Source organism: Kitasatospora sp. NPDC101157, assembly GCF_044768255.1.
Classification (GTDB): Bacteria; Actinomycetota; Actinomycetes; order Streptomycetales; family Streptomycetaceae; genus Kitasatospora.
This window is the reverse complement of the sequence record NZ_JBIWPL010000012.1, coordinates 41,927-65,007: the sequence shown is the minus strand read 5'-3', so window position 1 is coordinate 65,007 and position 23,081 is coordinate 41,927. Positions and strand designations below refer to the sequence as shown.

Below are 23,081 nucleotides of genomic sequence, written 5' to 3'. Positions count from 1 at the left end.
AGGGTGGACGGAATCGCTCGGTTTTCCGGACATCCGTTCGATGGAAGGAAGTTGACGGCCCGTCCGATGAGTCCGACCGGGATCGGTCGGGCCCGGAGGAGCGTTGTTGCAACCCCCTTGCAACCCTTGCCCACCCGGCGGCGGTGGCGCAGGCTGATGGCATCCCGCGCCGTTCCCGGAGAGACCGTCATGCCGCCCGACCCGCTGTCCGCAGCCTCCAGTGCCCCCCTCGCCGCCACCCCCACGGGCGGCGATGGGGGCGGCTCCACCGCCGCTCCGGCGGCGGTGGAGGAGGTGCTGACGCTGCGGATCTCGCTGGGCGACGAAGTGGTCGGCGAGGTGCGCACCCGGTTCCGCTTCGACGCCGCGCGCCCCTACGAGGTGCTGCTGACCTTCCACCTGGGGCGTCCGGACGAAGCGGACTGGGTGTTCTCCCGCGACCTGCTGCGCGACGGCCTGCAGACGCTGAGCGGCCAGGGCGACGTCAAGCTGTGGCCGGCGTACTGTCCCTGCCACGGCTCGACGCTGCACCTGGCGCTCGAATCCCCGCACGGCAGCGCCCTGCTGGAGGTCTCCAAGCCCCGGGTGAAGGCCTGGCTGGACCGCACCTACGCGCTGGTCTCGGTCGAGCAGGAGCGCGACTGCGGCCCGACCGACGCCCAGCTGGCCGCACTGCTCGCGGGCGGCTGATCCCCGGCCTCGCCGTCGGAACGCGGCGAGGGCAGCGGCGGGGACAGGGGGGAAGGCGGCGGAGAAGGCAGGGGCGCCGCGGCACCCGGCAGCCGTACCAGGTCCGCCGCCAGCTCCGCCCGCAGCCGCCGTACGGCCGGCGCGGTGGAGGAGGGCAGCAGGTCGTACGGGTCCTCCGGCCCCTGCACGGTGACCAGCACCGAGTCGGCGAAGCGGTACGGCCGGTGGGCCAGCAGCCCGCCCAGGTAGCGGCGCAGCCGGGACAGTTCGGCCCGGACCGTCACCGTCCGCCCGGCGTCGCCGAACAGCGCCTCGGCGAGCTGCGCCGCGGTGCTGCCCTCGCGCGTGGTGGCGAGCAGCAGCAGCAGTTCGGCGTGGCGCGGGCTGACGGGGTGCGACCAGCTGTCGGCGGCGCCGCGGACGGACAGTTCGGCGCGGTCCGCCCTGCGCAGGTCGAGCAGGAGCCGGGCGCCGTCGGCCTGCTCGGCGCTCACCGTGCCGGAGCCGTCCGTCCCGGGCGGGCGGGCCGGGCGCACCAGCCAGCCGTCCGCGAGCGGCTCCAGCACGCACTCGCCCAGCCCCGGCACCCAGTGCACGGCGGCCGGGGCCCAGCCCTCGCTGGGGATGCGGAGCCGACTGGGCGGCGGCAGCCCGGCGGCGGCGGCCGTCCAGCCGTCCGCGTCCACCACCAGGGCCGGGCCGCCGACCCGGGCGAGCAGCGGGGCGGCCAGGGTGCGCAGCTGGTTGAGCGACTCCAGCCGGTGGGCGCGCAGCTCGGTCTCGGCCAGCCGGGCGGCGGTGGCGGTGAGCTGGAGCAGGTAGGGGCGGACGTTGTGGGCCGGGCCGCTGAGGTTGATCGCGCCGACCAGCCGGCCGGTGGCCGGGTCGTGCACGGGCGCGGCGACGCAGGTCCAGGTGTGGTGGCTGCGCAGGTAGTGCTCGGCGGAGTGGACGTGCATCGGGCGCTGGGCGCGCAGCGCGACCGCGATGCCGTTGGTGCCGACGCTCTCCTCGATCCAGCGGGCGCCGGTGACGAAGCCGATCCGGTCGGCGCTGCGGCGCAGGCCGCGCTCGCCGTCCTGCCAGAGCACGTGGCCCTCGGCGTCGGCGATGGCGAGGATCAGCGGCGTCTGGCCGACCGGCCCGAGCAGGGTCTCGCGCAGCACCGGCATGACGCTGTCGAGTCCGCTGGACCGGCGGCGCTGCTCCAGCTCGGCGGGGCCGAGCAGGACGGCGGCGGCGCCGGTGTCGGGGTCGAGGCCGAGGCGGCGCAGCCGGGCCCAGGAGTCGCCGATCTCGGGGCGGGGTTCGAGCAGGCCCGGCCCGTTCGGTCCGCCGGGGCCGCCCGGCCCGTTCGATCCGCCCGGTCCGCCGGGGCCGCCGGTCTCGGGGAAGGCGAGTTCGCGGGCGGCGGCGTCGGCGAGGGTGCGCTCGTGGACCTTGGCCAGCTCCGCCGCGGTCGGCGGGGTGCGGCGCTCTGGTCGTCGGGACTGCCGTCCGGTCTGCCGCACTCGTGTAGCTCCTCGCCGCCGTTCGAGGACGCGCCGGGGTCGACGCGCTGACGAAAGCGTACGGGTGCGGTGCGCGCGTGGGGACGGGGTCTGCCAAGTCCGCATACCGCTCGGTACGGAAACCGTTACGAGGTGCACCGGCGCTCCGTGCGGGGCGGCTCGCGGCGGGTTCCGGGTCGGCTTCCTAGCGGGACGCGCCCGGTTCGTGCTGGGCGGCCTCGACGGTGCGGTGCAGGTCGGCGGTGGCCTCCAGGGTGGCGCCGGTGGTCAGCGCCAGGCAGGCGGCCAGGGCCAGGGCGACGGCGCGCAGCCGGGTGGCCGGGGTGCCGGCGGGGCGGGCGGGGCGGGGCTGGAGCAGGGCGGCGACCCGGCGCGGGACCGGGCCGGAGTGCGCGGCGGCGACCAGTCGGGGCCGGGCCGGCCAGGGCGAACGGCTGGCGGCGAGGGCGGCCCGGCCGACCGCGCGGGCGGTCACGGCACGGTCGCCGACCCGGGCCGCGGCCACCTCGTCGGCCCAGCGCTCCAGGTGGTACCCGAGGGGCGCTCGCAGCGGGCGGAGCGCCGGGTGGAGGTCGGCGGCGTGCTCGGCGAGGGCGAGGAAGACGTGGTGGCGCCCGGTCAGGTGGGCGCGTTCGTGGGCGAGCAGGGCGGAGCGCTCGGGGCCGCTGAGGGCGCGCAGCATCCCGGAGGTGACCACGATCCGGCCGGGTTCGCCGGTCCGGCCGGGGCGGCGCAGGCGGCCGGGGAGGGCGAAGGCGTCGGCGTGCTCGTCGTCCAGCACGGTGAGCGGGTACTCGGCGGGCTGCCGCAGCAGGGCCAGCGGGGACCGGAGCCACCGGGTGGCGCGTGCGCGGCGCACGGAGGCGCGCAGGGGGCGCATGTCCGAATGCTGGTCATCCACGGGGGCGCCCGAGTGGGGAGCGGCCGAGTGGGGAGCGGCCGAGAGCGGAGCGGCGGGAGCCGGCGCGGGAAGCGCGGGCGCGACGGGCAGTGCGGCCCGGGCGGCCCGCAGTTCCAGCCGGCGGTGGTGGGCGGTCCGGACCGCCCGTGCGGCGAGCGCGGCGAGCACCAGGCCGGCCAGCGCGGCCGCGACCGGCGCACTGGGCGCGGCGGCGGTGAGCCAGGGCAGCGAGAGGTGTCCCAGGGCGGCTACCGGGGGCAGCTGGAGCAGCCCGGCGGTGGCGAGCAGGCCGAGGGAGCAGAGGGTGCCGCCGGCCAGGACGGTGGCGGTGCCGGCCAGCAGCCAGGCGGCGGCCCGGGGCGACAGCGACTCGGCGAGGCGGCGGGCCAGCGGGACGGCGAGGAAGGGCAGCAGCAGCGGCACCCAGACGGCGAGCATCACGGTGCGCCCGCCGATCCCGGTCCGCCGTCGCCGAGCAGCTCGCGCAGCAGCTGCTCGTCCTCGGCGGAGAGGTCGGAGACGAAGCGGGCGAGCACGGTGGAGCGGTCGGCCTCGCGGCCGAGCTCGGTGTGCATCCGGCGGGCGGCGAGGCCCGCGGTGTCCTGGACGGTCGGGGTGTACGCGTACGCGCGGCCGGCCCGGGTCCGCTCGACCGTGCCCTTGTCGTGCAGCCGGGCCAGGATCGTCGCGATGGTGGTGCGGGCGAGGACCCCGCCGAGCGCCGTCTGGACGTCCTGCGGCGTCATCGGCTGCCGGGCGGACCAGAGGGCGGCCAGCACCTCGGCCTCCAGCTCGCCGGCGGGCCGGCGGGCGGACGGTACGTCGGACATGGCGGCGCTTCCTCCAGCTTTCGTCTACAGTCATGTAGACCGTCTACGTCACTGTAGACGGTCCTGGGCGGGTTCCCACCGAGAATCGCGGTGAGACCGCCCCCCAACGTACGGGAGGTCCGCCAGCCTTGCTCCAGTTCCCTGCCGCTCCGGCCGCTCACCTCGCGGGGGGCCCGCACCTCGCGGTGGCCTCCCACCTCGCGGTGAACCCGCTGGACGCGTCCTCGCTGCTCGCCGCCTTCGGCGCGCTCGGCATCGCCGTGGTGCTGTTCGCCGAGACCGGCCTGCTGGTGGGCTTCTTCCTGCCCGGCGACTCGCTGCTGTTCACCGCGGGCCTGCTCTGCGTCCCCGGCGCCACCAAGGGCCCGCAGCTGCACCTGTGGCAGGTGCTGCCCGCCGCCCTGGTCGGCGCGCTCGCCGGGGCCCAGGTCGGCTACCTGATCGGCCGCCGCGGCGGCCGGGCGCTGCTGGGCCGTACCAAGCGCAAGAGCCTGCTGGAGGGCGTCGAACGGGCCGAGGAACTGCTGGCCAGGTACGGACACGGCAAGGCGATCGTGCTCGCCCGGTTCATCCCGGTGGTCCGGACGGTGCTGAATCCGCTCTGCGGCGTGCTCGAAGTGCCGGTTCGCTCGTTCACCGTCTGGCAGGTGGCCGGCGGCGCGGTCTGGACCGTCGGCGTGGTGCTGGCCGGGTACGGGCTCGGTTCCTCGATACCCGGCATCGACCAATATCTGCTGCCGATCATCGGTCTGGTAGTAGTTGTCTCCGTGCTCCCCATTGTTCTCGAACTGTTCCGCGCCCGTAAGGCGCGCCGTCACGGAGGTGACGTGTGATGTCCTCTCGGGTTCTGGCCGTCTACGACGGCAGCGGGATCGACGGCAGCCTCTACACCCGGGTCAACGGGTGGGCGCAGTCGGCCCCGCACTGGCTGGACGACGTGATCAAGGTCTGGTCGGCGATCGGCCTCGGGCTGTTCGCGCTCTTCATGCTCCACGCCTGGTGGCGGGCGCGCGGCGCCGAGTCCGCGGTGATGGCCAGGGTACTGGCCTCCCCGGTGATCGTGGTCGTCGCGTACGGCGTCAACTCCGTCCTCAAGAACATGGTCGAAGAGGTCCGGCCGTGCGCGCAGATCCGCGGCAGCGTCTCGCTGGAGACCTGCCCCAGCGCCACCAGCGGTGACTGGTCCTTCCCGAGCAACCACTCGGTGATCGCCTTCGCCGCCGCGATCTCGCTCTGGTTCGTCAGCCGCCGGCTCGGCGCTGTCGCCACCCTCTTCGCGGTGCTGATGGCCGCCTCCCGGGTCTGGGTCGGCGTGCACTACCCGCACGACGTGGCGGTCGGCGCGCTCGTCGGCACCCTGGTCGCGCTGGTGCTCGCCCCGCTCGCCGGGCGCTGCGGACCGCTGGTGGACCGGATGCGGGCCGGCGCGCTGCGCCCGCTGCTGGGTGCCGGCGCGGTGCCGGTGGTGACCCGCGGGTACGCCTCCCACCGGGCGCGGTGACACCCGTCGCCGTAGTGCCCATTTCGTGAGCCGCCCGCCCCTTGTCCGGTTTCGGACGACGGGTGGAGCATGTGAGCCGGGCGTGGGGCCCCTGACCGGGGCGCCCGCCCGGCTCAGTCGTGCCCGGGGTCCACGGACGCACCGGGCACCAGCGGAGGGAGTGCCGAATGCCGTACCGACTCGACATCACGCAGGGGGACTGGCCGGGCGACCTGCTGCACAAGGGCGTCGAGGGCCTGCTCGCCGAAGCCATGGTGCTCACCCTCGCCACCGCCGGCCACGAGCGCGGTCCGCATGCCAACCTGGCCTTCTTCGCCTACGACGAGGACCTCGTCCTGTACTTCGTCAGCGAGCGCTCCACCCGGCACAGCCACCACCTCGCCGAAGAGGCCCGGGCCGCCGCCACCGTCTTCCTGCCGCCGCCCGCCTTCGGCGAGCAGCTGCGCGGCCTCCAGCTGACCGGCAGCGCGAGCGAGGCCTGGGGCCGGCAGGCGGAGGCGGCGCTCGCGGCGTACCAGGGGCGCTACCCGTCCTTCGCACAGGACGAGGAGGTCCGCCGCCAGTACCTCACCGGCGGCGGGGCGGCGGCGCTGTACCGCTTCCAGGTCGAGGAGCTGACGGCCGTCGACGAGCCGAACTTCGGGCGGCGCAACTACCTGCGGGCCCGGGTGGTGCGGTCCTGAAGCCGGTTCAGGGCTTCCCGACGACCATGCCCCGCCGGAACGGCACCCGGCGCGGACGGCCGTTGCGGACCACGGCCACGCCGAGGCCGGCGACGCCGGCCATCAGGACGGCGTCCAGGGCGCCGGCGATCGCCAGGTCCTTCGAGAAGTCGATGTCGTCCGGGGGCGCCGCGGCCGCGACGCCCTCCGGGTCGTAGCGGACCAGCAGCCGGTCGCCGACGGCGTGCGCGTGGAGGTTCCCGTACACCGTGCCGTTGGGGATCGGCAGGCCGAGCTCGCCGACCAGGTCGTACGTCGAGTTCGGGTGCTTGTCCTGGGGATGGTCGTGGACCGCGGAGACCCGCGCGGTGACGGTCACCCCGCGGGCGTCGAGGATCACCGCGTCCCGGGCCGAGACCGCCTCCCCGATCGCGCCTCCCCCCAGCGCGACCGACACGATCGCCAACCAGCAGCCCACCGGGCCGGACAACCGGACCAGCCCGACGATCCAGGCCACCCCGACCACCAGCCCGAGCAGCAACGCCGTGCCGAACCCCGCGTACGTGCTCACCGCCACCAGCCCGAACGTCCCCGCCGGCACGGCCAGCGTCAGCGCGGCCGCCAGCAGGATCGTCCCGCGTCTGCTCCTCGGTCCAGCCATCTCTTCCCCCCGGTGCTCGCTACGACGGGGTGGAAGCGTACGCCCGGATCCTCACGGCCTCGGAGCGGGGTGTCATCCGGCGGGGCGAAGGCGCGGGGCTCAGGTCCGGCGGGAGTGGAGGACCGTCAGGTACCGGCCGGATGCGGGGGCGGACCGGGCTTGCGCCGGGGCCGGGTCCGGGCGAACCGGAGCACGAGGAGGGCGATGAGCACGATGAGCCCGATGGCGGACCACAGAGCGGCGGTGGAGTCGGCCTCACCGGGGAGCTTGGGTGCGACCTGACCGGCCGGGTCCGTCCGGACGACGACGGTGTCCCCGACGTCGAAGCGATGGGAGTCCTGTTCCAGCGGCCCGCCCGGGACGGGGTCATTGCCCCCCGGCGCGAGGGTGTACGTCCATTTCGTGGAGCCGCGGGACGACTTCTCGACGTGCTCGGACACGATCACGGCGTTCACGTTCCGGCCCGGGCCGAGGATCAGGTTGTGCCAGGCCACGATCCCGGCCTGGTAGGCGACGAGGGCGAGGACGGCCGCGAGCACACCGAGGCCGACCGAATCCTTCGTCGGCCGGGGGTTGTCGGCGGAATCTTCGAACATGACGAGTCCGCCGACCATCACCACCGGGTAGAGGAATCCCAGGCAGACGGCGAGGATCCCGCTGACGTACACGTCCACGGCGGTGATGCCGACGATCATGCCGGTGGAGACGGCACCGAGAGCGAGCGCGCGACGGAGGAGGCCGCGTCCGACGTGTGCCCGCTCCTCGGGCCGGGTGACCGTCATCCGAAGGCCTTGCGGATGCTGTCCCACTGCTCGGGCGGGAGGTCGTCCCGGGGCTCCTTGCGGGGTGGGTGGAAGGAGATTCCGCCGAGCGCGGCGCCGACCACCGGCAGCCAGTCCTCCCAGTGATCGAGGTTCCGGGTGGTGAAGACGACCGCCAGCACATGGGGGCTCCACGGGTGCGGGATCAGCACTTCGAGCTGTCGGACGGTGACGGCGCCCGAGCCCGGCAGGCCGTAGACCGCTCCGGAGACGGGGACGGTCAGGTCGCGGGCGACCACGGCGGCGCGGCCGGGCGTGAAGTCGAGGACGGCGACCTCCGCGTCCGGCCAGGCGATGGTGAGCTGTTCGGCGGCGCGCTGCGGATAGGTGCCGCGGGGTTCCAGCTCCTCCTGACGGAGGAAGAGGCTGAGCATGCCTTGGGCGATCGTGCCTTCGTCGGTCGGCACCAGGCAGTTGGAGACGTGGACCGCGCCTTCGCGCAGCTGCGCCTGAAGGGCGCTCTCGGCGGCAATGGTGATGCTGAGCTTCTGCTCGGGGCTCACGTCGGTGAGCGCGTCGAGTTCGTCCACGATGCGGCACATCCGGTCGCCCGGGTCCTCCGCCAGATCGATGGCGGTGAATCCTTCGGGCAGGGACAGCCAGAACGACGGGGCATCGGTGTCGACGGTCAATGGCCTGCTCCCCACACGCCGGTCGCGACCGCGCTACCGGCTCCGAGCAGCCCGGGCAGGATCCGGGTCGTGCCGGTGCCGCCGATTGCGCCTCCGGCGCCGTTGATCACGTTGCCACCGCCAGTGGTGTAGTTCACCGCTGCGATCAGCCCGGGACCGGCGTCGTCCTGGGTGAGGCCGTACGCGGTGGGCGCGGTGAGTGCTGCGCTGCCGGCGGTTTGTACGCCGTCGGAGATGTTCATCGCGGTTGCCTTCGAGAGCCCGAGTTTGACGGCGGGTTTCTCGATCGCTGTGGTGAAGACCGGGCCGGCCGGGTCGATCGCCCTGGCGGCGGTACGGACCTCGGTGGCGCCGACGCCCACCGACGCCCTCACGCCGGTCCCGGTGGCCCGGGCGGTCCTGAACGCGGTGAACCCGCCCTTGAGGACGGCCCCGCCGGGAATCGCTCCGAGGAGGTCACCTGCCAAGGTCAGATCGTTGCCCAGGTTCGCCATGCTGGTGGGCAGCAGCCCGCTGATTCCGTACTGCCGCGCGTGCGCACCCGCGGCCGCGGCGCTCAGCAGGATGGCGGGCAGCGCGAAGGCCGGGAAGAAGATCGCCGCGACGCCGCAGACGCCCGCGGCGACCGTCAGCAGGTCGGCGCCGTGGGCCTTCAGCCAGTTGCCGACCCGGCTGAGCCGGCCCGGCTCGGGCGGCGCCTTGCTGTCGGCGGCCCTGCGGATGGCGGTGGCGGTCCTGTGGGCGTCGGACTCGTGGCCCTCGGCGAGTTCACGGGCCTGGCTCCGCAAACCCGTGAGGGTCGCGGTGGCGCTGTTGACGAGTTCGGCGGCCGCGTCCAGGCGGTTCCTGGCGGCGTTGTAGCGCTGTTCGGCGGCGGCGAGCGAGGCCTCGTCGGGGAAGCTCCGGCCGGCCAGGGCGAGGTCGGGGGCGGCGGCCGCGGTGCGGTGGGCCTGTTCGGCCTGTGCCCTGTCCTGCTGGGCGGTGACCGCGGCGCGGGCCAACTCGGCCGCCTTGGGCTGGTGTTCGGTGAGCGCCTGGTACCAGAAGTCGAGGGCCCGGTAGGCGGCCGTGATCGAGTCGGCGGCGTCCTGGAGGTAGCCGGGGAGCTTGCCGAACCGGGCGGCGAAGGCCTTGGCGGCGTCGCCGGTCCACTGGCCCTGGTCGCCGGAGATCTGGGCCAGCGTGGTGTGGACGCCGGTGAGGTGCTGGGAGACCCGGCGCAGGCTGCTGCTGAGGCCGGCCACGGCGGCGGGGTCGCCCGGGGTGGGGTTGAAGCCGAGGCCGGACCAGTCGGGCGCGGGCCTGGGGTCGGTCATGACTGCCCCCGCGCGGGGGTGAGGGCCTTGGTGATGTCCTGCTCGGTGCCCGCGTAGGACTGCCGCACCTTCTCCAGGCCCTCGTCGAGGACCTTGACGCACTCCCGGACCTTCTTGAGGCCGTACTCCCACTTCTCCTGGAAGTGCTTGCCGGCGTCCTCCAGGAAGTCGAAGCCGAGCCCGTCGCGGCTCGCCTCCTTGAGTGCCTTCAGCCCCTGGTCGAGTTCGTCCCCGCAGCCCTTGAGGTCCTTGGCGAGTTTGGCGAGGAATTCGGGACTGACCGTCAAATCGGCCACTGTCTCCCCCGATGCGTCGGTTGTCGGACCGGCCGAGCATAGCGCCGTTCGGTACGTGGGCGATCCGTGTTCCGGGGGCGGTCACACCTGCGGGGGAGGAAGCGGCCGCGGTGGGTCAACGGCGCCAGAAGCCGCGCTTCTTCGGGGCGGTGAGGTCCACCACCGCGGCGACGAAGAGTTCGGCGACGGGGGCGGGCCCGGGGCCGTGGTTGAGGTGGCTCTCGGTGGTCCACTCGCCGAGGACGGTGCCGGGGCTCCCGTCCATCGGGTTGATCGCGTGTTCCAGGGTCAGGTAGCGGACTGCCTTGGCGCCCTTGGGCAGGACGGAGGCGCAGAAGTACGCCTCGGTGGTGCCGGCCGGGGTCGGCAGGGTGATCAGGAGCAGGCGGGTGCCGTCGACCTCGACGTGACGGCAGTCGAGGCCCTGGCTGGGCAGCCGGTCCTCGGGCTGGAGGGTCTCGCCGAAGCTGTCCCAGAGCTTGGTGAAGGCGGGCACCAGGCTGTCGCCGTTCGGCGCCGGACTGGTCACCTGGGCACCGAACTTCAGCAGATGGCGCGGGAGTTCGCGGTGGGCGTAGCGGTAGTGGTGCGGTCGCGGGTTCGTCATGGGGACACGGTAGCGAACGGGCCGGGCCGGGGACGCCGGAGCGTACGACGTCCCGACCCGGCCTGCGGCCAGCGTGATCTGACAAAGCGCCAGACTTCGTGTCAGTGACTTCCCTTGAGATTGAGCACGACCACCCCGACGATGATCAGCGCGATCCCCAGGATCTGCAGCTTTCCCAGCGACTCGCCGAAGGCCACCACGCCGATCCCGGCGACCGCCGCCGTCCCGGCCCCCGACCAGACCGCGTACGCGACCGAGACCGGGATGTGCTTGAGCGCGCGGCCGAGCAGGAAGAAGGACAGCGCGTAGCCGACGCCCACCCCCAGGCTGGGCCAGAGGCGGGTGAACCCCTCGGTGAGCTTGAGGCAGCTGGTGGCGCAGACCTCGCTGAGGATGGCGAGGGTGAGCAGAACGTAGGGCATGTCGCTGTCAAACGGCCGGGGTGGCGCAGAGCTTCCCCAGCAGGGCGAGGTCGGCCCGTTCCAGGCTGTCCAGCAGCGTGATCCGCCCGCCGTCGGGCATCGGGACGGCGGTCGAGGGCACGGCGAGCACCGCGCAGCCGGCCGCGGCGGCGGAGGCGACCCCGGTCGGGGTGTCCTCGACGGCGACGCAGGCGGCCGGGGCCAGGCCGAGCCGTTCGGCGGCGGCCAGGTACGGGTCGGGCGCGGGCTTGGTGCGGGCGGTGTCCTCGGCGGCCAGGGTGACGGCGAACCAGTCGCGGCCGATGGAGGAGAGGACGAGGTCCACCACCTGGCGCGGCGAGGCGGAGACCAGCGCGGTGGGCACCCGGGCCTCGCGCAGGGCGGCCAGCAGGGCCAGCGCGCCGGGGCGGGGCACCGTCTCGGCGGCGACCTTCCCAGCGAAGGACTCGCCCAGCCGGGCGGCGAGTTCGGCCTCGGGGCGGGTGGTGCCGCTGACCCTGTGCAGGTGGGCGGCGGTGTGCCCGACGGCCTGGCCGAGCACCTCGGGCGCGTCCCGGTCGGTGAGCGGGTGGCCCAGTTCCTCGGCGAGTTCGGCGGCGGCCTGCCACCACAGTTGTTCGGTGTCGACCAGGGTGCCGTCCATGTCGAAGAGGACGGCAGCGGGCAGTGCGGATTCAGGCATGGCGGTACCTTCGGTGGTTCTTCGTCGGTGCGGGGAAGAGGTTCTCAGGCGGCGCGGCGGTCCACCAACACCGGGCGCTCCGGCAGCGTGAGCCGGGCACGGGAGCCGGCCGGCAGGGCGGCGGCGGCCTCGGTGGGCAGGTCGGCCTTGACCTCGGTGCCGTCGTCCAGGCGGACGGTGAGCCGGGTGACGGCGCCCAGGAAGGACGCGGTGACCACCAGCGCCGGGCCGGTCGCGTCCGGGCTGAGCAGGACGTTCTCCGGGCGGACCAGCACCTGCAGCTCGCCGTCGGCCGGGACCTCGCCGTCGACGGCGTGCCGGTGGCCGAGCACCTGGACGCCGTCCGAGGTGCGGGTGCACGGGATGCGGCTCATGGTGCCGACGAACTCGGCGACGAAGGCGGTGGCCGGCCGGCCGTACAGCTCGGACGGGGTGGCGCACTGCTCCAGCCTTCCGGCCCGCAGCACGGCGACCCGGTCGGCCATCGACAGCGCCTCCTCCTGGTCGTGGGTGACGAACAGGGTGGTGATGCCCAGCTCCTGCTGGAGGCGCCGGATCTCCTCCCGCAGCTGGAGGCGGACCTTGGCGTCCAGCGCGGACAGCGGCTCGTCGAGCAGCAGCACGCGCGGCTGCAGGGCGAGTGCGCGGGCGAGCGCGATGCGCTGCTGCTGGCCGCCGGACATCTGGTGCGGGTAGTGCTCGGCGCGGTGCGGCAGGCCGACCAGCTCCAGCAGCTCCTGGGCGCGCTTGCGGCGCTCTGCCTTGCCGGTGCCGCGCATCCGCAGCCCGAAGGCGACGTTGTCCAGCGCGGTCAGGTGCGGGAAGAGGCTGTACGACTGGAACACCATGCCCGCGTCGCGCTTGTGGGCCGGGATCGCGGTGATGTCCTGGCCGTCGACCAGCACCTCGCCGGAGTCGTGCTGCTCGAAGCCGGCCAGGATGCGCAGCGCGGTGGTCTTGCCGCAGCCGGACGGGCCGAGCAGGGCGAGCAGTTCACCGGGCCGGACGGAGAGGTCCAGGCCGTCGAGGGCGGTGGTGGCGCCGAACGCGCGGCGCAGCGAGCGGAACTCGACGGTGGCGCTGCCCGAGGTGCTTCCGGGGGCGAGCGGGGCGCCGTTCGCGAGGGCGGTGGCCGTGGTCATGGCTGGTAACTCCTGGAGAACGTGGGGTGGTTCAGGACCGGGCGGCCTTGCGGCCGCGGCCGACGGCGGACATCAGCAGCAGGACGAGCCAGACGATCAGCAGGCTGAGCATCGAGACCGCGACGGACATCTGGCCGTCGCTCTTGCCGTTGGAGTTGATCCACACCGAGAAGGGGGTGAAGCCGAGGATGGAGGCGGTGGTGAACTCGCCGAGCACCAGGGCGACGGTGAGGACGGCGGCGTTCAGCAGCGAGCTGCGCAGGTTGGGCAGGACGACGGTGAACACCGCGCGCAGCCAGCCGGCCCCGCAGTTGCGGGCGGCCTCGACCAGGGTGACCACGTCCACGCCGCGCAGGCCGCCGTCGATCGCCCGGTAGGCGAACGGCAGAGCCATCAGCACGTACGCGATGACCAGGACGACCGGGAAGTCCGGGTCCTGGATGGCCACGACGGTCTGGAAGAACGGGGTGTCCTGGAGGTAGTCCGGCCCCCAGCGCAGCACGCCGATGATGCCGGTGGTGAGTGCGACGACCGGGACGACCAGCGGCATCGAGCACATGATCTCGATGACCGGGCGCAGCTTCGGCGCGCCGAGCCGGGCGGCGAGCACCGCCGGGACGAGCAGGAGCAGCAGCACCGCCACGGTGACGGCGGCCAGTTCGAGGCTCAGCACCAGGCTGTCGGTGAAGCCGGGGGCGTTCAGCAGCTCGGTGTAGGCGCGGAAGGTGGTGCCGCCCTTGTTGTCGTCGACGCTGAACCACAGCGAGGCGGCCATCGGCACCGCGAAGTAGATCCCGCAGATCAGCAGGACCAGGCCGCGGCCGAAACGGATGCGATTGATCAGGCGAGCCACTTGGCACTCCGGCGCTGAAGGGGCAGGTACAGGGCCATCACCAGGCAGGCGACCACGATCATGTCGAGGCCGAGGGCGAGGGCGAGGTTGCCCTGGCCGACCAGGACGTTGCCGGACAGCGCGTCGCCGATCTGCATCGAGATCAGTGGCACCGAACTGCCCACCATGGCCTCGGCGGTGGCGTACGCGGCGAACGAGGCGCCGAACAGCAGCACGAAGCCGCCGAGCAGCGAGGGCAGCAGGACGGGCAGGGCCACGTGCCGCCAGTACTGCAGGGAGGTGGCGCCGTTGTTGGACGCGGCCTCGCGCCACTGGGACTTGAGGCCCTCCAGGGCCGGGGTGATGGTGATGACCATCAGCGGCACCAGGAAGTAGAGGTAGACCACCGACAGGCCGGAGAAGGTGTAGAGGTTCCAGCCGTGCGCGGTCAGGCCGAGCTTCTTGGTGACCTCGCCGGAGTTGCCGAGGGTGGCGACGAACATGAAGGCCAGCGGGACGCCACCGAAGTTGGCGAGCACGCCGGAGGCGGACATCACGGCCTCGCGGAAGGCCCGGAACCGGGACGTCGCCACGGCCTGGGCCAGCGGCAGGCCGACCACGGTGGCGATCAGCGCGGTCAGCAGGGAGAGCTTCACGCTGCCCCACAGGGCCGTCCAGTACGCGCCCTGGAGGGAGCCGGTGAGGTTGTCCGTGGTGAAGGTGCCGCCGCCGTCGGGGGCGTCCGAGGAGGTGGTGAAGGCGCCGATGGCGATCGCGACGGCGGGCAGGCCGAAGCCGATCACGAAGAAGAGGATCAGCGGGAGGGCGGCGAGCCAGGCGCGGCTGCCGCCGGCCCGGCGCCCGGCGGGGCGGGGGGTCGCGGTCCTCGCGGTCATGCTCGCCGTCGCAGTCGTCGCGGCCGGAACGGTCGGAACGGCCGGGGTGGTGGGGGAGGTGGCGGGGCCGGGGGCGCCCCCGCCGCTCTGGGCGGCGGAGGCGGTGGCCGGCACCGGGGTGGGAGCCGTGGTCATCTCAGGTCAGCCCGCGATCGCCTTGGCCCAGTTCTCGGTCACGACCTTCTTGGCCGCGTCCGTCTGGTCCTGGGTCGGGAAGGTAGTGAAGGGCTTCTCGACGGTCGGCAGCTTGGCGGCGGCGGTCGCGTCCAGGGTGCCGGCGGTCTTCATGGCGTCGAACAGGGCGGGGGTGGCGTAGCCGCCGAGGAAGCCGTTCTGGCCCTGGGCGCTGTAGAGGTACTCCTCCCACAGGCGCGCGGCGGCCGGGTGCGGGGCGTCCTTGTTGATCGCCTGGTTGTAGTACTGGGCGTAGGAGCCGTCCGAGGGGATGGACACCTGCCAGTCGATGCCCTTGTCCTTGAACTTGTCGCTGTAGCCGGCGTTCAGGTACGACCAGTCGATGCTGATCGGGGTCTCGCCCTTCTCGATGGTCGCCGGGGTGACCTCGACCGGGTTGAAGTTGCCGGCCTGCTTGACCTTGCCGAAGAAGTCGATGCCGGGCTGGATGTTGTCCAGCGAGCCGTTGTTGGCGAGCGCGGCCGCGTAGACGGCGCCGAAGGCGGCACCGGCCTTGGTCGGGTTGCCGTTCAGGGCGACCATGCCCTTGTAGTCGGGCTTGAGCAGGTCGGCGAAGGTCTTCGGGCAGGCGGACACCTTCTTGGCGTCGCAGCCGATCGACATGTAGCCGCCGTAGTCGTTGTAGCTCAGGCCGTTGGCGTCCTTCATGGTGGCCGGGATCTTGTCGAAGTCGGTCACCTTGTAGGGGGCGAGCAGGCCCTGCTTGCCGGCGCTGATCGCGAAGGCCGAGCCGAGGTCGACGACGTCGGGGGCGCGGTCCTGGCCCTTGCGGGAGGTGATCGCGTTGATCTCGTCCTGGCTGGAGCCGTCCGGGTTCTCGTCCTCGATGTCGATGCCGTACTTCGCCTTGAAGTCGTCCATCAGCTTGCCGTAGTTCGCCCAGTCGCGGGGCAGCGTGATGACGTGCAGCTTGCCCTCCTTCTTGGCGGCGGCGACCAGCGCGTCCATGCCGCCGAAGTCGGCGACCGAGGTGGCGGTCTTGGCGCTCTTGCCGCCCGCGAGGTCGTTGCTGCCGGCCTTCGAGGAGGAGGAGCCGGCGGAGCCGCAGGCGGTGAGGGACAGCGCGGCGGCGGTCAGAACGGCCGCGAAGGCGGCGGAGCGGGCGCGGTGCACGGACACGGGTCAGTCTCCTGAGACGGGGGAACTGCAAGCGGGTGTCTTGAACGGGGGATCAGCCGGGTGGCGGGGTCCGGAGCCGTCCGAGAAGAGTTCGGAACCGTCCGAGTTGACTAGCCAACTTCGCTGACGGGGTAAGTAACCCGAAGTTCGGTGACGGGAAGGTGAACGGACGGCCCAGAGCCGGGGTCGGCTGCGGGAACGGTGGAATCCGGCCATCCGAGCGTGATCCGTTCGGTGCGATGCTCGAACCGCGCAGCGGGATAAGGTCGGGCTGTCCGCGCCGGTACGGCTGCGCAGGACACCGCCCCTGGAGGGACAATTGAGTGACGTGGCAGTAGAGCCCGGGCGCTCCGTCGAGCGTGCGACCGGCGACCGTGCGACCGGCGCCCTGTACCGCAAGGTCGCCGCCGACCTGCGCGAGGCCATCACCACCGGCGCGTACGGCGAGGCGGGCCGGCTGCCCGCCGAGGGCGCGCTCGCCGAGCAGTACGGGGTCTCCCGCGGGACCGTCCGCCAGGCGCTCGCCGTGCTGCGCTCCGACGGGCTGGTCACCTCCCGCCGCGGCACCCGGCGGGTGGTGCTCGGCGGCGCCCGGGTGCAGAGCTTCTCCGAACTGCTCAGCTTCACCCACTGGGCGTACTCGATGGGCGAGGAGCCCGGCGGCATCCTGGACTCCCTGGTGCGCCGCCCGGCCGACGCCGCCGAGCGCGAGCAACTGCGCCTGGAGCCGGGCGCCGAGGTGTACGTGACGGTCCGGCTGCGGACCCTGTCCGGCACGCCGGTGATGGTCGAGCGCACCGTCTACCCGCCGCGGGTCGGCGAGATCGTCGCCGAACTGCCGCCGGACGTGGTCTCCCACACCGAGGTGCTGCGCGAGCACGGCATCCTGTTCACCGACGCCGACCACACCATCGACATCGTCGCGGCCAACGCGGAGGACGCCCGGCTGCTCGGCTGCCGCCGGGGCGGCCCGCTGCTGCGCGAGCGGCGGCGTACGACCGACCCGACCGGCACGCCGGTGGAGTGGTCCCAGGACCGCTACCTGCCCGGAACGGTGGCCTTCAGCGTGCACAACTCGCTGGCCACGTCGGCGCTTTCGCGGCACGCCCGGGAACTGGACTGAGGCCTCCGCCCCCGGGCATCCGGTCAGCTCATCAGGGACGCGAGCAGCGGGCGGTAGTGGTCGAAGTCCGGTGTTCTCACATTCGGTTCCTTGGCCTGCTCGTCCCAGCGGCGGACGGCCACCGCCTCGTCGGCGCCCGGGAGTTCGGCGAAGGCGGCGGCCTCGCGGTCGTCCATCGGGCCGCCCTGGACGGTGAGGGTGTACGCGGAGGCGGGGGAGAGCTCGGCGCGGTAGCCGGGCTCGACGGCGCACAGGTAGCGCTTGGCGGCCACGTGCAGCCGGACCGGCTCGGTGACCTCCGGGCCGAACCAGCGGGCCAGCCAGTCGGCGCCGCTGTCGCTGTGACGGTTGTCCTTGCCCTGCATCAGGTCGCGTCCGTGCAGGGCGCCGTGGAAGTGCCCGACGTCGTGCAGCAGGGCGGCGGCGATGAGATGGTCCGGCGCCCCGTCCGCCTCGGCAGCGGCGGCGGCCTGGAGCATGTGCTCGGCCATGGTGACCGCCTCGCTCAGGTACTCCCCGGCGCCCTCGCCCGCGAACAGCTCGGCCAGCTCGTCCAGGGCGGCGGTGCGGCGGTGCAGCACGGCGAGGGTGCTGTGCAGGGCGTCCAGGTCGGCGTAGCAGCCCTGGAGGTGGCGCCGGCCGTCCTGCTGGAAGGCGGTGCGGGCGTGCAGGAGGCGGGTGTTGTCGAAGACCAGGCAGTCGCCGGGGTCCAGGCGGAAGGTGAGCTGGAGCTCGGGGCGCAGGGTGATCGCGGCGAAGCGGCGGTAGGCGGTGTAGAAGGCGTCCACGTCGTTCGCTCGGAGGGTGCCGATCGAGCGGTTGTTGAAGCGGACCTCGCGGATCCGGCCGAGCGGGTCCACGTCGATCAGCGGACGGTCGGCGCGCAGTTCGGTGCGGCGGTCGCGGAAGACGAAGGGGACGGGAGTGCGGGTGAGGATCTCGAAGTCCTCGGGGGCTTCGTCGCGGAGGATCGCCGCTGCCTTGAAGCCGTCCACCAGGCCGGAGTCACCGCCGGTCGCCGAGTTCTCCAGGCAGTGCAGGAGCTGGAGGGTGGGGACCGGGTCCCGGTAGGGGTTGTCGGTGTGCGGGGCGATGGCCCTGTTCGTGAACGCGAGGTTGTTCGGGTCGGGCTCGACCCGGACGTCGAACAGCTCGCCGTAGTTGGTGACCCGGACGTAGCCGAAGCTCTCGGCCACCCGCAGCACCTGGCGCTCCGCGGTGGGTACTCCGCGCAGCAGCGCGAAACCGCTGCGCCGTACGGCGGCGAGGACGGCGGCCTGCTCGGCGGGGTCGGCGAGGTAGGCCTCCCAGTCGGCCTCGGGGATGCCGCGGGCGAAGTCAGCGGCCGTCCAGAGTCGCTTGCCGTGCTCGGTGCGGCCGTCGCCCCCGTCGTCCGGGTCGTGCAGCCAGGCGAGCGGGTAGCGGGAGCGGTGCCCGTCGGACCAGAGGACCTCCAGGTTGCCGTCGAGTTCCTTGCTCGCCGCGATGGAGAGGTCCGGCGGCAGGTCGTCGATCTGGAACAGCTTCTGCCCGTTGCGCGGGTCCCGGCACTCGGTGCACGGGCAGTTGTCGCGCAGCCAGTAGGGCGGCGGTTGCTGGGTCATGGCTCTCCTTCTGGGCTGAGTTGTATAGCCAACTTCACCTCTCGCTCGGAGCTTGCCGCTCCACGGTGAGTTCCGCGTGCCGACCGGATGAACGTCCGTGGAACGGTCCGTCGAGACCGCCGTCAAATCCCTTGCGCCGACGGCTCCGACCTGCTCGGATATGCCGGTGCCCGATCAAGATCAACACCAGGACGTCGACGTCCTGGTGGACATGACCCCCGTCGCCCCCATCCCGACCGTGCCCCCACCGCCGGGCTCGCGCCAGCGGCTCTGGCTGACCCTGGGCGCCTTGGGGTTCGCCGCCTTCATCGCCCTCGCGCTCGCCTTCGCCCACGACACGGCCGACCTCCGCGCGTACCGCTACAGCCCGCCGGAGGAGTTCCTGGGTCTGTCGCGCGTCCCCGCGGCGCAGCTGTCCAAGCCGTCCAGGGCCGCCAGGGACGTGAAGGTCACCGGCTACCAGACCTCGGACAGGTCGCGCAGCGTCCTCCTCACCGTCCGCGAGCTGCCCATCGTCTCGCCCTCGGGCGTGATCGACACGCTGATCACCGAGTCGTCGACCGGCTTCCACGTCGAGAGCGTGCGCACCGTCGACCCGGGTGAGCGCGGCGGCGTCATGAAGTGCGGCCACGCCAGCGGCATGACGAAGGCGGGGAAGCCCCAGGACATGGCCTTCTGCGTCTGGGTCGACGGCAGCATGTGGGCCGTCTACCTGGAGCACGGCGACGACATCACGCTCGACACGGACGACTTGGCCAACGACGCCCGCAAGTTCCGCCACCTCGCCGAAGTGCCGTCCTGAGGCGGCTCGTCCCGTTGTGCGGCGCCCCGTCCTGCCCGGTCGGACGGGGGCGCACGGCTACTGGGGGTCGCCGGGCGTGGACCGGAGGTAGGCCTCGGCGGCGGCGCGGGTGCAGAAGCGTCTGATCCTGCCCGAGGTGCCGCGCACGCGGAGGTAGCGGTGCTGGTCGGGGGCCCAGATTCCCCAGCTGTCCAGGAGGAGGAAGTGGGGGCTCCGGGGGCCGATCAGGCGGATCTCGTACCGCTTGCGGGAGAGGGCGGTGGTCACCCGGCGACCTCTGGGGTCGGGAGCGTCCGGTCGTTGGCGCTCACCCACCGCTGGGCCTGGTCGTACGAGTAGAAGCGGAGCGGTTCGGGGCGGGGCGGGAGGGCCTTCACCAGGTGGCCGGTGCGGTGGTCGTGGATGACCCAGACCGGGTAGTCCGCCCCGCCGGGGGCGTCGACGGGAACGATCCCGTAGCGGTTGTTCACCGGGGAGCCACCTGGAGGAAGCCGCCGGCCTTCTCGACCTGGGCGGCGAACTCGTCGAACTCGCCGCCGATGGGGGAGATGGCGGTTCTGGACGGGGTCAGGATCGCTCCGGCGGTCCGGTCGCTGATGGTCTGCAGCGCGGCCAGGAGCAGGGGGCGCTGCTCCGGAGGCTTGTCGGTCTCGTCGTCCAGGACGGTGAGGGCGACGTCCCAGTGGTGGGCGAGCGCGTAGTTCTCGCAGGTGCGCATCTCCAACTCGGGGAAGGCGGAGGTGGGTTTGGCCGGGTAGATCACCACCTGGAAGCGCTCGGCGGGGATCTGGGGCGAAGGGGTCGGTGGGGTGTGGTGCAGCTTCAAGACCCGCTCCTCTCAGTAGTGAGATGACTACCTGGGGTGCCAACTCTCCTCTATGCTTGGGAGGTCTTCAAGCTGTCAAAGTTGCTCGAAGAGTGGGGATCACGGCCCATGAACAAGGTTGAGCTCGACCCCGACGGGGGCCCGATGGCGAAGTTCGGTGTGTTTCTCCGCACTTCACGAGAGGCGCGGGGATGGACCCAGGACGATCTGGCACATGTCATCGGCTACTCCGCGACGCATGTGTCGGCCGTGGAAACTGGTCGGAGGCCCCCAACGCAGCGTCTGGCTCGCGAACTTGACAGGGCGTTCGGGTGGGACCGCGTGTTCGCCCGCAGAGCTCTCGACATCAAGACCTCGGCACTCCTCGAAGGGTTCCCGCAGTATGTGGCGCGGGAGTCGAAGGCCGTGGAGCTGAGGCTGTTCGACATCGGTATCGTCCCGGGCCTCCTCCAGACCATGGACTACGCGCAGGCCGTCGCAGCGGGAGCTGTACGCCGGGGCAGCATCACAACTGCCCAGGGTGATGAGCGAGTGGCTTATCTTGCGCGCCGACAAGCGGGCCTTCGCCGGGACCCCCCGCCTCTGATCCACGCCGTGCTGGACGAGAGCTGCATCCGTCGGCCGGTCGGCGGACCAACGGTCATGGCAGCTCAACTGGATCAACTCATCGAGTTCGCCGGTATGCCCAACACGGTGCTCCAGGTTGCTCCGTATGCCATAGGCGAAGACCGGTCGTTCGATCTTCCGGTGAACATCCTCACCCTTCCCGACCGCTCGCTGATGTCCTACGCCGAAAGCTCGCAGCAGGGCCACCTTGAGCAAGACAGTGGCGCAGTGCTGCCGGTGCTCACGGCCTACTATCAGCTTCAGGCCCTGGCACTCTCGCAAGCTGAGTCCGTGGCCCTGATCAGCCGGCTGAGGGAGGAACTACCGTGACCGCCACTGAACCCGCGTGGTTCAAATCTTCGTACAGCAGCAACGGCGGCAACTGCGTCGAGGTGGCGGGGAACTTGGTCGCCTCCGGCGTCGTCCCCGTCCGTGACTCGAAGGACCCCTCAGGCCCTCCCCTCGTCTTCCGTGCTGACGCCTGGTCGGCTTTCGTCTCCGCCGTCCGGAACGGGGACTTCGGCACCGTCTGAGCGAACGGGTGACGGGCCCGCCCCGAGGGTGCTCGGGGCGGGCCCACATGCTGTAAGCCACTGCGACCGTTCGGGTGAGGGCGCAGGTCGGAGGGTGTTTCGGGGCGTGGTGAGCACTCGCGTCTGCGGCACTGTCGGGGAGGATTTCTCCCTGATTCGAGAGGTGACCGCCCCGATGGCTCACAGTACGAACACGAGTCCGCCTGCCGCTGGGCACACCGGGCTCAAGCGCGAGGTCGGCCTCGCCGGGCTGCTCTGGGCCTCGGTGGGCGCGATCATCGGGTCCGGCTGGCTGTTCGGGGCGCAGAAGGCCGCAGTGGCGGCCGGGCCGGCCGCCCTGCTCTCCTGGGGCATCGGCGCGGTGGCGATCATCCTGCTGGCGCTGATCCACGCGGAACTGGGCGGGCTGTTCCCGGTGGCGGGCGGCACCGCCCGTTACCCCCACTACGCCTTCGGTGGCTTCGCCGGGATGTCCTTCGGCTGGTTCACCTGGCTCCAGGCGGCGACCATCGCGCCGATCGAGGTGCAGGCGATGATCAACTACGCCCAGCACTGGTCCTGGGCGGACGGCTTCCTGAACAAGGACCTGACGCTGACCGCGACGGGCTTCGTGGTCGCGGCCGTGCTGATGGGCGTGTTCGTCGCGATCAACTTCCTCGGCGTCCGGCTGCTCGCCCACACCAACAGCGCCGCCACCGTCTGGAAGGTCGCGATCCCGATCCTGGCGATCTTCGCGCTCGGGCTCACCGAGTTCAACGGCTCCAACTTCACCGTCCACGGCTTCGCGCCGGACGGTGCCAAGGGCGTGCTCGCGGCGATCAGCAGCAGCGGGGTGATCTTCGCGCTGCTCGGGTTCGAGCAGGCCATCCAGTGGGCGGGGGAGAGCCGCAACCCCCGGAAGGACATCCCCCGGGCGGTGCTCGGCTCGGTGGTGATCGGCACGGTCATCTACGTGCTGCTCCAGGTGGTGTTCATCGGCGCGCTGCCGTCGGAGACCATCGCGGGCGGCTGGAGCAAGCTCACCTACCCCGGGATCAGCGGTCCGTTCGCCGGTCTGGCGACGCTGATCGGCCTGGGCTGGCTGGCCACGATCCTGTTCATCGACGCCGTGGTCTCCCCGGCCGGAACCGGGCTGGTCTACATCACCTCCAGCTCGCGGGTCACCTACGGCCTCAGCCGCAACGGCTACGCGCCGCAGGCCCTGCAGTTCACCGACCGCAACTCGGTGCCCTGGCTCGGCCTGCTGATCGCCTGGATCGCCGGGGTGATCTGCTTCCTGCCGTTCCCGAGCTGGCAGAAGCTGGTCGGCTTCATCACCTCGGCCGTCGTCCTGATGTACGCGGGCGCACCGCTGGCCTTCGGGGTGCTGCGCAAGCGGCTGCCGGGGATGGAGCGTTCGTACCACCTGCCCGGCGGCACGATCATCTCGCCGATCTCCTTCGTGGTGGCGAGCCTGGTCATCTACTGGGCGGGCTGGGACACCCTGTGGCGCCTCGGGCTGGCGATCGTGATCGGGTACCTGCTGCTCGGCGGGTACTCGGCGTACGCCGCCTCGAAGGGGGTGCCGAACGCTCCGCGGATGGACTTCAAGGCGGGGCAGTGGCTGCCCGTCTATCTCGTCGGGATGGGGATCATCTCCTGGCAGGGGTCCTTCGGCGTGGGCGCCAAGGGGAACCTGCCGCTGTGGTGGGACATCGGGGTCGTGGTGGTGTTCTCGCTGTTCATCTACTACTGGGCCCTTGCGGTGGCGCTGCCGGCGGCGGAGATCGAGCGGAACATCCGCGGCGTCGAGGTGGTGGACGCGGGCGGGCACTGAGCCGCCGGTACGGAAGCGGCCCCGGTCTGCGGACCGGGGCCGCTCGTCGTCTCGG

28 protein-coding genes are annotated in these 23,081 nt (G+C 72.4%); 9 read left to right on the top strand and 19 right to left on the bottom strand.

Annotated elements, in window-relative coordinates; all coding sequences use genetic code 11:
- Positions 1 to 189: 189 nt before the first annotated feature.
- A complete protein-coding gene (locus tag ACIRVF_RS23265; protein WP_402820901.1) occupies positions 190 to 690 on the top strand; it encodes an SsgA family sporulation/cell division regulator in 501 nt (166 codons plus the stop codon).
- On the opposite strand, the gene ACIRVF_RS23260 is transcribed toward ACIRVF_RS23265, so the two are convergent.
- The 3 genes from ACIRVF_RS23260 to ACIRVF_RS23250 form a co-directional block, all read right to left on the bottom strand.
- Positions 609 to 2,201, bottom strand: coding sequence for a GAF domain-containing protein (locus tag ACIRVF_RS23260; RefSeq protein WP_402820898.1), 1,593 nt, complete (start codon positions 2,199 to 2,201; stop codon positions 609 to 611). The two genes, ACIRVF_RS23265 and ACIRVF_RS23260, sit on opposite strands and share 82 nt — an antisense overlap.
- A 184-nt stretch (positions 2,202 to 2,385) precedes the next feature.
- Positions 2,386 to 3,540: a M48 family metalloprotease gene (locus ACIRVF_RS23255; RefSeq protein WP_402820895.1), complete on the bottom strand. Its 1,155-nt coding sequence runs from the start codon at positions 3,538 to 3,540 to the stop codon at positions 2,386 to 2,388.
- Positions 3,540 to 3,932, bottom strand: a complete 393-nt coding sequence (locus tag ACIRVF_RS23250) for a BlaI/MecI/CopY family transcriptional regulator (RefSeq protein WP_402820892.1) — start codon at positions 3,930 to 3,932, stop codon at positions 3,540 to 3,542. Before ACIRVF_RS23250 ends, ACIRVF_RS23255 begins: the two co-directional genes overlap by 1 nt.
- A 185-nt stretch (positions 3,933 to 4,117) precedes the next feature.
- On the opposite strand from ACIRVF_RS23250, the gene ACIRVF_RS23245 reads away from it, so the two are divergent.
- The 3 genes from ACIRVF_RS23245 to ACIRVF_RS23235 all read left to right on the top strand — a co-directional run bounded on the left by ACIRVF_RS23245 (position 4,118) and on the right by ACIRVF_RS23235 (position 6,116).
- A complete protein-coding gene (locus ACIRVF_RS23245) occupies positions 4,118 to 4,765 on the top strand; it encodes a DedA family protein (protein WP_402821266.1) in 648 nt (215 codons plus the stop codon).
- Complete coding sequence (locus tag ACIRVF_RS23240) at positions 4,765 to 5,433, top strand: phosphatase PAP2 family protein (protein WP_402820889.1); 669 nt, start codon at positions 4,765 to 4,767, stop codon at positions 5,431 to 5,433. Before ACIRVF_RS23245 ends, ACIRVF_RS23240 begins: the two co-directional genes overlap by 1 nt.
- 167 nt (positions 5,434 to 5,600) lie before the next feature.
- The gene (locus tag ACIRVF_RS23235) at positions 5,601 to 6,116 is read left to right on the top strand and encodes a pyridoxamine 5'-phosphate oxidase family protein (RefSeq protein ID WP_402820886.1); all 516 of its coding nucleotides are present in this window, start codon (positions 5,601 to 5,603) and stop codon (positions 6,114 to 6,116) included.
- 7 nt (positions 6,117 to 6,123) lie between these two features.
- Here the strand turns inward: ACIRVF_RS23235 and ACIRVF_RS23230 are convergent, their stop codons facing one another.
- The 12 genes from ACIRVF_RS23230 to ACIRVF_RS23175 all read right to left on the bottom strand — a co-directional run bounded on the left by ACIRVF_RS23230 (position 6,124) and on the right by ACIRVF_RS23175 (position 15,716).
- Positions 6,124 to 6,756: a hypothetical protein gene (locus ACIRVF_RS23230; protein ID WP_402820883.1), complete on the bottom strand. Its 633-nt coding sequence runs from the start codon at positions 6,754 to 6,756 to the stop codon at positions 6,124 to 6,126.
- Positions 6,757 to 6,881: 125 nt separating this feature from the next.
- On the bottom strand, positions 6,882 to 7,538 hold the full coding sequence (locus ACIRVF_RS23225) for a hypothetical protein (RefSeq protein ID WP_402820880.1): 657 nt from the start codon (positions 7,536 to 7,538) through the stop codon (positions 6,882 to 6,884).
- The gene (locus ACIRVF_RS23220) at positions 7,535 to 8,209 is read right to left on the bottom strand and encodes a hypothetical protein (RefSeq protein WP_402820877.1); all 675 of its coding nucleotides are present in this window, start codon (positions 8,207 to 8,209) and stop codon (positions 7,535 to 7,537) included. The genes ACIRVF_RS23225 and ACIRVF_RS23220 overlap by 4 nt, the downstream gene beginning before the upstream one ends.
- Positions 8,206 to 9,525 (bottom strand): putative T7SS-secreted protein, encoded by a 1,320-nt coding sequence (locus ACIRVF_RS23215; protein ID WP_402820875.1) that lies wholly within the window; start codon positions 9,523 to 9,525, stop codon positions 8,206 to 8,208. Before ACIRVF_RS23215 ends, ACIRVF_RS23220 begins: the two co-directional genes overlap by 4 nt.
- Positions 9,522 to 9,812 carry a hypothetical protein gene (locus tag ACIRVF_RS23210; protein WP_402820872.1) on the bottom strand — a complete coding sequence of 97 codons (291 nt, stop codon included), beginning with the start codon at positions 9,810 to 9,812 and terminating at the stop codon, positions 9,522 to 9,524. Before ACIRVF_RS23210 ends, ACIRVF_RS23215 begins: the two co-directional genes overlap by 4 nt.
- A 124-nt stretch (positions 9,813 to 9,936) precedes the next feature.
- Positions 9,937 to 10,428 carry a hypothetical protein gene (locus tag ACIRVF_RS23205; RefSeq protein ID WP_402820869.1) on the bottom strand — a complete coding sequence of 164 codons (492 nt, stop codon included), beginning with the start codon at positions 10,426 to 10,428 and terminating at the stop codon, positions 9,937 to 9,939.
- A 101-nt stretch (positions 10,429 to 10,529) separates the two neighbouring features.
- Positions 10,530 to 10,850: a DMT family transporter gene (locus tag ACIRVF_RS23200; protein ID WP_402820866.1), complete on the bottom strand. Its 321-nt coding sequence runs from the start codon at positions 10,848 to 10,850 to the stop codon at positions 10,530 to 10,532.
- A 7-nt stretch (positions 10,851 to 10,857) separates the two neighbouring features.
- Positions 10,858 to 11,532, bottom strand: coding sequence for an HAD family hydrolase (locus ACIRVF_RS23195; RefSeq protein WP_402820863.1), 675 nt, complete (start codon positions 11,530 to 11,532; stop codon positions 10,858 to 10,860).
- Positions 11,533 to 11,576: 44 nt separating this feature from the next.
- Positions 11,577 to 12,674, bottom strand: coding sequence for an ABC transporter ATP-binding protein (locus ACIRVF_RS23190; RefSeq protein ID WP_402820861.1), 1,098 nt, complete (start codon positions 12,672 to 12,674; stop codon positions 11,577 to 11,579).
- A 31-nt stretch (positions 12,675 to 12,705) separates the two neighbouring features.
- The gene (locus ACIRVF_RS23185; protein WP_402821263.1) at positions 12,706 to 13,515 is read right to left on the bottom strand and encodes an ABC transporter permease; all 810 of its coding nucleotides are present in this window, start codon (positions 13,513 to 13,515) and stop codon (positions 12,706 to 12,708) included.
- Positions 13,515 to 14,402, bottom strand: coding sequence for an ABC transporter permease (locus ACIRVF_RS23180; RefSeq protein ID WP_402821260.1), 888 nt, complete (start codon positions 14,400 to 14,402; stop codon positions 13,515 to 13,517). The genes ACIRVF_RS23185 and ACIRVF_RS23180 overlap by 1 nt, the downstream gene beginning before the upstream one ends.
- Before the next feature lie 141 nt (positions 14,403 to 14,543).
- Positions 14,544 to 15,716 (bottom strand): ABC transporter substrate-binding protein, encoded by a 1,173-nt coding sequence (locus ACIRVF_RS23175; RefSeq protein ID WP_402820858.1) that lies wholly within the window; start codon positions 15,714 to 15,716, stop codon positions 14,544 to 14,546.
- Between the two features lie 328 nt (positions 15,717 to 16,044).
- On the opposite strand from ACIRVF_RS23175, the gene ACIRVF_RS23170 reads away from it, so the two are divergent.
- Complete coding sequence (locus ACIRVF_RS23170) at positions 16,045 to 16,839, top strand: GntR family transcriptional regulator (RefSeq protein WP_402820855.1); 795 nt, start codon at positions 16,045 to 16,047, stop codon at positions 16,837 to 16,839.
- A 23-nt stretch (positions 16,840 to 16,862) separates the two neighbouring features.
- Here ACIRVF_RS23170 and ACIRVF_RS23165 read toward each other — a convergent pair whose 3' ends face one another.
- Entirely contained in the window at positions 16,863 to 18,443 is a 1,581-nt protein-coding gene (locus tag ACIRVF_RS23165) for a phosphonate degradation HD-domain oxygenase (protein WP_402820852.1), read from the bottom strand.
- Between the two features lie 166 nt (positions 18,444 to 18,609).
- Here ACIRVF_RS23165 and ACIRVF_RS23160 point away from each other — a divergent pair, with 166 nt between their 5' ends.
- The gene (locus ACIRVF_RS23160) at positions 18,610 to 19,245 is read left to right on the top strand and encodes a hypothetical protein (protein ID WP_402820849.1); all 636 of its coding nucleotides are present in this window, start codon (positions 18,610 to 18,612) and stop codon (positions 19,243 to 19,245) included.
- A 57-nt stretch (positions 19,246 to 19,302) separates the two neighbouring features.
- Here ACIRVF_RS23160 and ACIRVF_RS23155 read toward each other — a convergent pair whose 3' ends face one another.
- From ACIRVF_RS23155 to ACIRVF_RS23145, 3 genes are read right to left on the bottom strand one after another with little or no spacing between them, the layout of a single operon-like run.
- Positions 19,303 to 19,512 (bottom strand): hypothetical protein, encoded by a 210-nt coding sequence (locus ACIRVF_RS23155; RefSeq protein ID WP_402820846.1) that lies wholly within the window; start codon positions 19,510 to 19,512, stop codon positions 19,303 to 19,305.
- Positions 19,509 to 19,715: a hypothetical protein gene (locus tag ACIRVF_RS23150; protein ID WP_402820843.1), complete on the bottom strand. Its 207-nt coding sequence runs from the start codon at positions 19,713 to 19,715 to the stop codon at positions 19,509 to 19,511. The genes ACIRVF_RS23155 and ACIRVF_RS23150 overlap by 4 nt, the downstream gene beginning before the upstream one ends.
- Complete coding sequence (locus tag ACIRVF_RS23145) at positions 19,712 to 20,071, bottom strand: hypothetical protein (protein ID WP_402820840.1); 360 nt, start codon at positions 20,069 to 20,071, stop codon at positions 19,712 to 19,714. Before ACIRVF_RS23145 ends, ACIRVF_RS23150 begins: the two co-directional genes overlap by 4 nt.
- Positions 20,072 to 20,179: 108 nt before the next feature.
- Here ACIRVF_RS23145 and ACIRVF_RS23140 point away from each other — a divergent pair, with 108 nt between their 5' ends.
- From ACIRVF_RS23140 to ACIRVF_RS23130, 3 genes are all read left to right on the top strand, one after another.
- Positions 20,180 to 21,007, top strand: a complete 828-nt coding sequence (locus tag ACIRVF_RS23140) for a Scr1 family TA system antitoxin-like transcriptional regulator (protein ID WP_402820837.1) — start codon at positions 20,180 to 20,182, stop codon at positions 21,005 to 21,007.
- Positions 21,004 to 21,210 (top strand): DUF397 domain-containing protein, encoded by a 207-nt coding sequence (locus ACIRVF_RS23135; protein ID WP_402820834.1) that lies wholly within the window; start codon positions 21,004 to 21,006, stop codon positions 21,208 to 21,210. Before ACIRVF_RS23140 ends, ACIRVF_RS23135 begins: the two co-directional genes overlap by 4 nt.
- A 175-nt stretch (positions 21,211 to 21,385) precedes the next feature.
- The gene (locus tag ACIRVF_RS23130; protein ID WP_402820831.1) at positions 21,386 to 23,026 is read left to right on the top strand and encodes an APC family permease; all 1,641 of its coding nucleotides are present in this window, start codon (positions 21,386 to 21,388) and stop codon (positions 23,024 to 23,026) included.
- The last annotated feature ends 55 nt before the right edge of the window (positions 23,027 to 23,081 follow it).

Excerpts from the sequence above, each read along its gene's own strand:
- ACIRVF_RS23265 (WP_402820901.1), top strand. The coding sequence starts at position 190 with ATGCCGCCCGACCCGCTGTCCGCAGCCTCCAGTGCCCCCCTCGCCGCC.
- ACIRVF_RS23255 (WP_402820895.1), bottom strand. The coding sequence starts at position 3,540 with ATGCTCGCCGTCTGGGTGCCGCTGCTGCTGCCCTTCCTCGCCGTCCCG.
- ACIRVF_RS23250 (WP_402820892.1), bottom strand. The coding sequence starts at position 3,932 with ATGTCCGACGTACCGTCCGCCCGCCGGCCCGCCGGCGAGCTGGAGGCC.
- ACIRVF_RS23240 (WP_402820889.1), top strand. The coding sequence starts at position 4,765 with ATGTCCTCTCGGGTTCTGGCCGTCTACGACGGCAGCGGGATCGACGGC.
- ACIRVF_RS23235 (WP_402820886.1), top strand. The coding sequence starts at position 5,601 with ATGCCGTACCGACTCGACATCACGCAGGGGGACTGGCCGGGCGACCTG.
- ACIRVF_RS23230 (WP_402820883.1), bottom strand. The coding sequence starts at position 6,756 with ATGGCTGGACCGAGGAGCAGACGCGGGACGATCCTGCTGGCGGCCGCG.
- ACIRVF_RS23225 (WP_402820880.1), bottom strand. The coding sequence starts at position 7,538 with ATGACGGTCACCCGGCCCGAGGAGCGGGCACACGTCGGACGCGGCCTC.
- ACIRVF_RS23215 (WP_402820875.1), bottom strand. The coding sequence starts at position 9,525 with ATGACCGACCCCAGGCCCGCGCCCGACTGGTCCGGCCTCGGCTTCAAC.
- ACIRVF_RS23205 (WP_402820869.1), bottom strand. The coding sequence starts at position 10,428 with ATGACGAACCCGCGACCGCACCACTACCGCTACGCCCACCGCGAACTC.
- ACIRVF_RS23200 (WP_402820866.1), bottom strand. The coding sequence starts at position 10,850 with ATGCCCTACGTTCTGCTCACCCTCGCCATCCTCAGCGAGGTCTGCGCC.
- ACIRVF_RS23195 (WP_402820863.1), bottom strand. The coding sequence starts at position 11,532 with ATGCCTGAATCCGCACTGCCCGCTGCCGTCCTCTTCGACATGGACGGC.
- ACIRVF_RS23190 (WP_402820861.1), bottom strand. The coding sequence starts at position 12,674 with ATGACCACGGCCACCGCCCTCGCGAACGGCGCCCCGCTCGCCCCCGGA.
- ACIRVF_RS23180 (WP_402821260.1), bottom strand. The coding sequence starts at position 14,402 with ATGACCGCGAGGACCGCGACCCCCCGCCCCGCCGGGCGCCGGGCCGGC.
- ACIRVF_RS23165 (WP_402820852.1), bottom strand. The coding sequence starts at position 18,443 with ATGACCCAGCAACCGCCGCCCTACTGGCTGCGCGACAACTGCCCGTGC.
- ACIRVF_RS23140 (WP_402820837.1), top strand. The coding sequence starts at position 20,180 with ATGAACAAGGTTGAGCTCGACCCCGACGGGGGCCCGATGGCGAAGTTC.
- ACIRVF_RS23130 (WP_402820831.1), top strand. The coding sequence starts at position 21,386 with ATGGCTCACAGTACGAACACGAGTCCGCCTGCCGCTGGGCACACCGGG.